Genomic DNA, 5,723 nt, shown 5'->3' with positions numbered 1-5,723 from the left:
TCGATCAGGCGCAGGGTGCCGACCCCGGCTGCGGCCAGGTACAGGGCCGCGGGCGCGCCGACGCCGCCCAGGCCGATCAGGCCGACCCGCGCGGCCTTCAGCCGCTGCTGACCCGGGCCGCCGACCTCGGACAGCACCAGATGGCGGGCGTATCGTTCGATTTCGTCTTCGGAAAAGCTCACCGGCTCCAGTTAGGCGCTGCGGCGGCGAAGGTCACGCCCTCAGGCGGCGTACTTTAGGTCGAGCAGGGCCTCGGCCTCGTTGGCCGTGAGGCGTGAGATCTCGCCCACGCCGGCGCCCCGAAGAATCGCCTGAGGGTCCGGGCAGACGCTGACGGGATCGCTCAGAAGGCGGTTGGTGATCGGCGTATCGACCAGAATCCGCAGCCCTGTATGTCGACGGTCGGCCAGGAGGCGGCGCATCAGGCGGTCGATATCGACGCGCTTGCCCTCGATGGCCTGCACGATATGGCCGCGGTGGAACATGATGGCGGCGGTGATCTCGTCGCGCCGGTTGTTCACCTCGGACACGCCGAGAATCTGGGCGATGGAAAGAGTCGACACCCCCGTCGGGCCAACGGCTTCGCTGGCGTAGATCACGCGATGAAGCACGAAGCCTCCCTTAATTTGCGAAAATGGGGTACAGATTGACAATGTAACGCGTTACATGGGCTATATTGCGGCGAAGTCGGAACGTTGTTTTCCCAAGCTTTTCGCTTGCCGCGCCGCATTCCGGTCTCCATCTGCAAGGAATGATGAACAGCACCTCCTCATTCCCTGACTGGCACGGCACCACCATCCTCGCGGTGCGCAAGGACGGCCGCACGGTCATCGCCGGCGACGGCCAGGTCTCCATGGGGCCGACCATCGTCAAGGGCGCCGCGCGCAAGGTGCGCGTCCTGGCCGGCGGCAAGGTCCTGGCGGGTTTCGCCGGGGCGACCGCGGACGCCTTCACCCTGATCGAGCGGCTGGAAGCCAAGCTGGAGCAGTATCCGGACCAGCTGGCCCGCGCCTGCGTCGACCTGGCCAAGGACTGGCGCACGGACCGCTATCTGCGCCGGCTGGAGGCGATGCTGCTGGTCGCCGACCGCGACTCGATCTTCACCGTGACCGGGGTGGGCGACGTGCTTGAGCCGGAATACGGGGTCGCGGCGGTCGGCTCGGGCGGCAACTACGCCCTGTCGGCGGCGCGGGCCCTGATGGAGAACACCGACCTGGACGCCGAGGCCATCGCGCGCCGGTCGATGGCCCTGGCGGCGGAGATCTGCGTCTACACCAACGGCAATCTCACCGTCGAAACGCTGGAGTAGCGCCGGCTTTCCGCGATTTAACGGGACAGATCCCCGCTTCTGCCGCTCCATGGCGGCGGGAGGACTATCCAATGCGCGCTCTGACCTTCGCCGCGGCCCTGATCGCCGCCTCGCCCGTCATGGCCCAGACGCCGGACGCGGCCCCGGTCGTGGCCGCCGAGCGGGCGTTCGCGGCGGATGCGCCGTCGATGGGCGTCGCCGGCAGTTTCAACAAATGGTCGACACCGGACGCCATCGTCATCGGCGGCGGGCAGGTGCAGCGCGTGCGTGACGCCTATCCTGACGGGCCGCGACCGGCCGACGAGCCGCTGTTGGAGTGGTGGCCGAACTTCGCCGGCGTCTCGCGGTCGGGCGACATGGGTTTCACCACCGGCGGGGTGCAGGTCGGCGGTCGCCGCACCGGCCACTATTTCACGATCTGGCAACGCCAGCCCGACGGGTCCTGGAAGTGGGTCTATGACGGCGGTTCGGGCGCGAGCGCGGCGGACGTGCCGGGGCCGGAGACCGAGCCGGCGATCCTCGAACCGGGGCCCCAGCTGGTGCTCGCGGTGGGGCCGAACGGCGAGCGTCCGGCCGGCGTTCCCAGCGAATGGGCGATGCGGGATGTCACGGCGAGGGAAGTGCAATTGGCCCGGGCGGCCGCGACCGACCAGAGGACGGCCCATCTGGCGGCCATGGCCGACAACGGCCGTCTCTACGTCGCGCCGAGGCCCCCGGCGATCGGGCGCGCCGCCTTCGCCGAAGCGCTATCGGCGTGGCCGGCGACGTTCCGCTTCGGCCCCACCGAAGGCGGCGGCGCATCCCGCTATGGCGACCTCGTCTGGACCTATGGGACGGCGGCGTGGGAGCGGGACGGTCAGGCGCGAACCGGTCACTACGTCCGCCTGTGGCAACGGCAGGAAGGCGGCTGGAAGATCGTCCTGGCCCAGTTGATCGCCGCGCCGATCGCCGCGCCCCCTCCCGCCGGCGGCTGAGGCGTCCTATCTCGGTCCCATGACCGATCTGTCTCCCCGCGAAATCGTTTCCGAACTCGACCGCTTCATCGTCGGCCAGGACGACGCCAAGCGCGCCGTCGCCGTCGCCCTGCGCAATCGCTGGCGCCGCAAGCGCGTGCCTGACGACCTGCGCGACGAGGTGACTCCAAAGAACATCCTGATGATCGGGCCGACCGGCGTCGGCAAGACCGAGATCGCCCGCCGGCTGGCCCGGCTGGCCGGATCGCCCTTCCTGAAGGTCGAGGCGACCAAATTCACCGAGGTCGGCTACGTCGGACGCGACGTGGACCAGATCATGCGCGACCTGGTCGAGGCGGCGCTGGTCATGGTGCGCGACAAGCGTCGCTCGGGTGTGAAGGCCAAGGCCGAGGGCGCCGCCGAGGAGCGGATTCTGGACGCCTTGGTCGGGCCCGGCTCCCAGCCGGCCACGCGCGACAGTTTCCGCAAGAAGCTGCGGGCCGGCGAACTGGACGACAAGGAGATCGAGGTCGAACTGGCCGACACCGCCTCGCCGATGCAGGGCATGGACCTGCCCGGCGGCAACGTCGGGATGATCAACCTGTCCGAAATGTTGGGCAAGCTGGGCGGCGGTCGCACCAAGAAGGTCCGGCTGGCGGTCAAGGACGCGGTCGCGCCCCTGACCACTGAGGAAAGCGACAAGCTGCTGGATCAGGAGAGCCTGACCAACGAAGCGCTTCTGCTGGCCGAGAACGAGGGCATCGTCTTCATCGACGAGATCGACAAGGTCGCGGCCCGGTCCGAGGCGCGCGGCGGCGATGTCAGCCGCGAAGGCGTGCAGCGCGACCTGCTGCCGCTGATCGAGGGCACCACGGTCTCGACCAAATACGGGCCGATGAAGTCCGACCATGTGCTGTTCATCGCCTCGGGCGCCTTCCACGTGGCCAAGCCGTCGGACCTGCTGCCGGAACTGCAGGGCCGCCTGCCGATCCGGGTCGAACTGAAGGCCCTGACCCGGGACGACTTCAAGCGCATCCTGACCGAGCCCGAGGCCAATCTGATCCGTCAGAATCAGGCCCTGCTGGCCACGGAAGAGGTGACGCTGGTCTTCACCGAGGACGCGGTCGAGGCCATGGCCGACGCGGCGGTGGCGGCCAATTCGGCGGTCGAGAACATCGGCGCGCGGCGGCTGCAGACCGTGCTGGAGCGGGTGCTGGAAGAGACCAGCTTCAAGGCCTCGGACCTGACCGGCCAGACCGTGACCTTCGACGGCGACAAGGTGCGCGAGCGCATCGGCGACCTGGCCAGGAACGCCGACCTGAGCCGCTACATTCTCTGACCCGGTTCTGACCGGCGCATCCGATCCGGGCCCTGGCGCGTAAACAGGCGTCGGGACCACAGGAGAACTGCGCCATGATTCATCGTCCCGCCGTTGTCGTACTCGCCCTGGCCTGCGCCCTGTCCGCGAACGCCGCTGTCGCCCAAGCCGTGGACATGGACCGCTTCGACGGCCGCTGGTTCGAGATCGCGCGCAGTCCCAACGATGTCCAGAAGGACTGCCGCCGGGCCCAGATCGACTTCACGCCCCAGGCGCGGGCCGACCGCTACGGCATCGTGGTGACCTGCACCCGCCGCGCTGACGGTCGGGTGGAGACGCTGCGGGCCAACGCCCGGGTCACCGACCCCGGCGAGAACCGCAACCTGCGTTTCAGCCTGACGGGCCTGCTCAGCTTCGGCGGGCTGGCCGGGCAGAACTACCGGGTGCAGGCGCACGCGCCGGACTACAGCTGGGCGATCCTGTCCCTGCCCAACCGGTCGGATTGGTGGATCTGGCATCGCAGCCAGAGCCCGTCAGAGGCGGTCCGGGCCGATCTGTTGCGGCGGGCGGCGGCGCTGGGGCTGGAGACCGGGGCGGTCGTGCAGACCGGTCAGTAGGGCGCCGCCCCTCCCTTCGGCGGGGCGGGCGCGGGAGTGGACGACGGCGCTTCCGTGTGGGCCACGACGGCATCCAGCTCGCGGCTGGCGCGCTGATCGGCGGCGATCGACTTCAGCACGACGGCGACGATGAGCAGGGCGACCGCTACGCCGAGCGCCGCCAGCAGCCAGAGGCCGCGCGGGTTGCCGCGATTGCGTCGGGCGACGCGGTCTTCGGGCATGGACTGGGTCCTTCAGGGCGTTTCAAGGCGAGCTTATCACCCGCTCGGCGGCCAAGCTCAATCCTCTCTTGAACCGTGAACAGAGCCGGAACATAAAGGCGGATGGCCGCCGCCGCCCTGCAGATCGACCTCGTCTTCAGTCGTCCCGACACCACGCTGTCGGTGACGCGCGGGGCCGCGCGGCTGATGCTGAATCTGGGCTATGCGCCCTTGCTGGAGGTCGGCCTGCCCAACGGGCGGCGCGCCGACGTCATGGCGCTGGGGCCGCGCGGCGACATCGTCATCGTCGAGGTGAAGTCCGGGATCGAGGACTATCGCGTCGACCGCAAATGGCATGAGTACGGGCCGTTTTGCGACGCCTTCTACTTCGCCGTCGCGCCCGAGTTCCCGCAGGGCGTCCTGCCCGAAGAACCGGGGCTGATCGTGGCTGACGGCTTCGGCGGGGCGGTGGTGCGCGAGGCGCCGTCCAGTCCGCTGGCCCCGGCCCGGCGCAAGGCCCTGACCATCGCCTTCGCCCGTCTCGGGGTGATGCGCACCCTCAGGGATCAGACAGTCTAGACCATTTTTGCTTCAGGTCGGATCGACCTGAATCCAAAAAATGGTCCAGCATCAAACTGGAGCGAAATCTGAGCCGAGTTGGACTGCGTCCAACTCAACCGATTTCGCTCTAGACGACCAGGCCGCTCTCGCCCGCGCGCGCCAGGGCGGCGGTCGAGGCCGCGCAGCCCATCAGCGTCTCCTCGCCGACCTTGACCACGGCGGTCAGCGGATAGGTGCGGTCGCTCATCCCGTCGCTGCATTCGGTCGCGGTCAGGGTGATGTCGAAGGTCGTGCCCGCCGCCGACTGGGTCTGGAAGGTGGCGACGGTGCCCTGAACCTCGATCTTCGGCTGCGGCGCGCGTTGCTCGGGGCGATCCAGGCCTTCGTAGATCAGTTCCGCGCCGGTCAGCTTGATCGTCCAGAACGGCTCCGTGCCCGACACGGTCACCGGTTCCGACAGGTTCACGCCCGATAGCACCGGCGGCGGCCCGGCGGGCTCGGCGGGCGCGGCGGGCGTCTCGGCCCCCTGCGAACAGGCCGACAGGATCAGGGCTGAGGCGGCGAGGGCGAGCAGGCGCATGGAGGACTCCGGCGAAGGGCGGGCAGGAAGCCCCGACCGGCGGGGCGGGTCAAGCTCTACAGCCAGCCCTTGTGCTTGAACCACATCAGGGGAAGCAGGGCCGAGATGACCATGGCGGCCACCGCCAGCGGATAGCCGCCCATCCAGTGGAGCTCCGGCATATGGTCGAAATTCATGCCGTAGAT

General features: G+C 69.0%; 10 protein-coding genes. 5 read left to right on the top strand and 5 right to left on the bottom strand.

Translation table 11 applies throughout. From position 1 onward, the window contains the following. A partial coding sequence (locus Q0C81_RS15130) for a ThiF family adenylyltransferase (RefSeq protein ID WP_291839724.1) occupies positions 1–182 on the bottom strand: 182 nt, incomplete at its 3' end. Positions 183–221: 39 nt separating this feature from the next. Next, positions 222–611 carry a BLUF domain-containing protein gene (locus tag Q0C81_RS15125; RefSeq protein ID WP_291839721.1) on the bottom strand — a complete coding sequence of 130 codons (390 nt, stop codon included), beginning with the start codon at positions 609–611 and terminating at the stop codon, positions 222–224. A 143-nt stretch (positions 612–754) separates the two neighbouring features. Between Q0C81_RS15125 and hslV the strand changes: the two genes are divergently transcribed. The 4 genes from hslV (at position 755) to Q0C81_RS15105 (ending at position 4,197) form a co-directional block, all read left to right on the top strand. Then, on the top strand, positions 755–1,309 hold the full coding sequence (hslV, locus tag Q0C81_RS15120) for an ATP-dependent protease subunit HslV (RefSeq protein ID WP_291839718.1): 555 nt from the start codon (positions 755–757) through the stop codon (positions 1,307–1,309). A gap of 71 nt (positions 1,310–1,380) precedes the next feature. Next, entirely contained in the window at positions 1,381–2,283 is a 903-nt protein-coding gene (locus tag Q0C81_RS15115; RefSeq protein WP_291839715.1) for a nuclear transport factor 2 family protein, read from the top strand. Between the two features lie 19 nt (positions 2,284–2,302). Beyond that, positions 2,303–3,601: an ATP-dependent protease ATPase subunit HslU gene (gene hslU, locus Q0C81_RS15110; protein WP_291839712.1), complete on the top strand. Its 1,299-nt coding sequence runs from the start codon at positions 2,303–2,305 to the stop codon at positions 3,599–3,601. 74 nt (positions 3,602–3,675) lie between these two features. Next, positions 3,676–4,197 (top strand): lipocalin family protein, encoded by a 522-nt coding sequence (locus tag Q0C81_RS15105; protein ID WP_291839709.1) that lies wholly within the window; start codon positions 3,676–3,678, stop codon positions 4,195–4,197. Here the strand turns inward: Q0C81_RS15105 and Q0C81_RS15100 are convergent. After that, positions 4,191–4,418 carry a hypothetical protein gene (locus Q0C81_RS15100; protein WP_291839706.1) on the bottom strand — a complete coding sequence of 76 codons (228 nt, stop codon included), beginning with the start codon at positions 4,416–4,418 and terminating at the stop codon, positions 4,191–4,193. The genes Q0C81_RS15105 and Q0C81_RS15100 overlap by 7 nt on opposite strands. Positions 4,419–4,520: 102 nt before the next feature. Here Q0C81_RS15100 and mmcB point away from each other — a divergent pair, with 102 nt between their 5' ends. Next, on the top strand, positions 4,521–4,976 hold the full coding sequence (mmcB, locus tag Q0C81_RS15095) for a DNA repair putative endonuclease MmcB (protein WP_291839704.1): 456 nt from the start codon (positions 4,521–4,523) through the stop codon (positions 4,974–4,976). Between the two features lie 109 nt (positions 4,977–5,085). Here mmcB and Q0C81_RS15090 read toward each other — a convergent pair whose 3' ends face one another. Both Q0C81_RS15090 and Q0C81_RS15085 read right to left on the bottom strand, forming a co-directional pair. Next, positions 5,086–5,538 (bottom strand): hypothetical protein, encoded by a 453-nt coding sequence (locus Q0C81_RS15090; protein ID WP_291839702.1) that lies wholly within the window; start codon positions 5,536–5,538, stop codon positions 5,086–5,088. A gap of 56 nt (positions 5,539–5,594) precedes the next feature. Further along, positions 5,595–5,723: CorA family divalent cation transporter (locus Q0C81_RS15085; protein ID WP_367118029.1), on the bottom strand; the 129-nt coding region annotated here is incomplete at its 5' end.

Origin of the sequence: Brevundimonas sp. (assembly GCF_023259385.1) — a bacterium.
Taxonomy (GTDB): domain Bacteria; phylum Pseudomonadota; class Alphaproteobacteria; order Caulobacterales; family Caulobacteraceae; genus Brevundimonas.
Note: the sequence above shows the minus strand (reverse complement) of the source record. Positions and strands in the feature narration are given on the sequence as shown.

Coding starts and splice junctions, on each gene's coding strand:
- hslV (WP_291839718.1), top strand. CDS start 755: ATGAACAGCACCTCCTCATTCCCTGACTGGCACGGCACCACCATCCTC.
- Q0C81_RS15115 (WP_291839715.1), top strand. CDS start 1,381: ATGCGCGCTCTGACCTTCGCCGCGGCCCTGATCGCCGCCTCGCCCGTC.
- hslU (WP_291839712.1), top strand. CDS start 2,303: ATGACCGATCTGTCTCCCCGCGAAATCGTTTCCGAACTCGACCGCTTC.
- Q0C81_RS15105 (WP_291839709.1), top strand. CDS start 3,676: ATGATTCATCGTCCCGCCGTTGTCGTACTCGCCCTGGCCTGCGCCCTG.
- Q0C81_RS15100 (WP_291839706.1), bottom strand. CDS start 4,418: ATGCCCGAAGACCGCGTCGCCCGACGCAATCGCGGCAACCCGCGCGGC.
- mmcB (WP_291839704.1), top strand. CDS start 4,521: ATGGCCGCCGCCGCCCTGCAGATCGACCTCGTCTTCAGTCGTCCCGAC.
- Q0C81_RS15090 (WP_291839702.1), bottom strand. CDS start 5,538: ATGCGCCTGCTCGCCCTCGCCGCCTCAGCCCTGATCCTGTCGGCCTGT.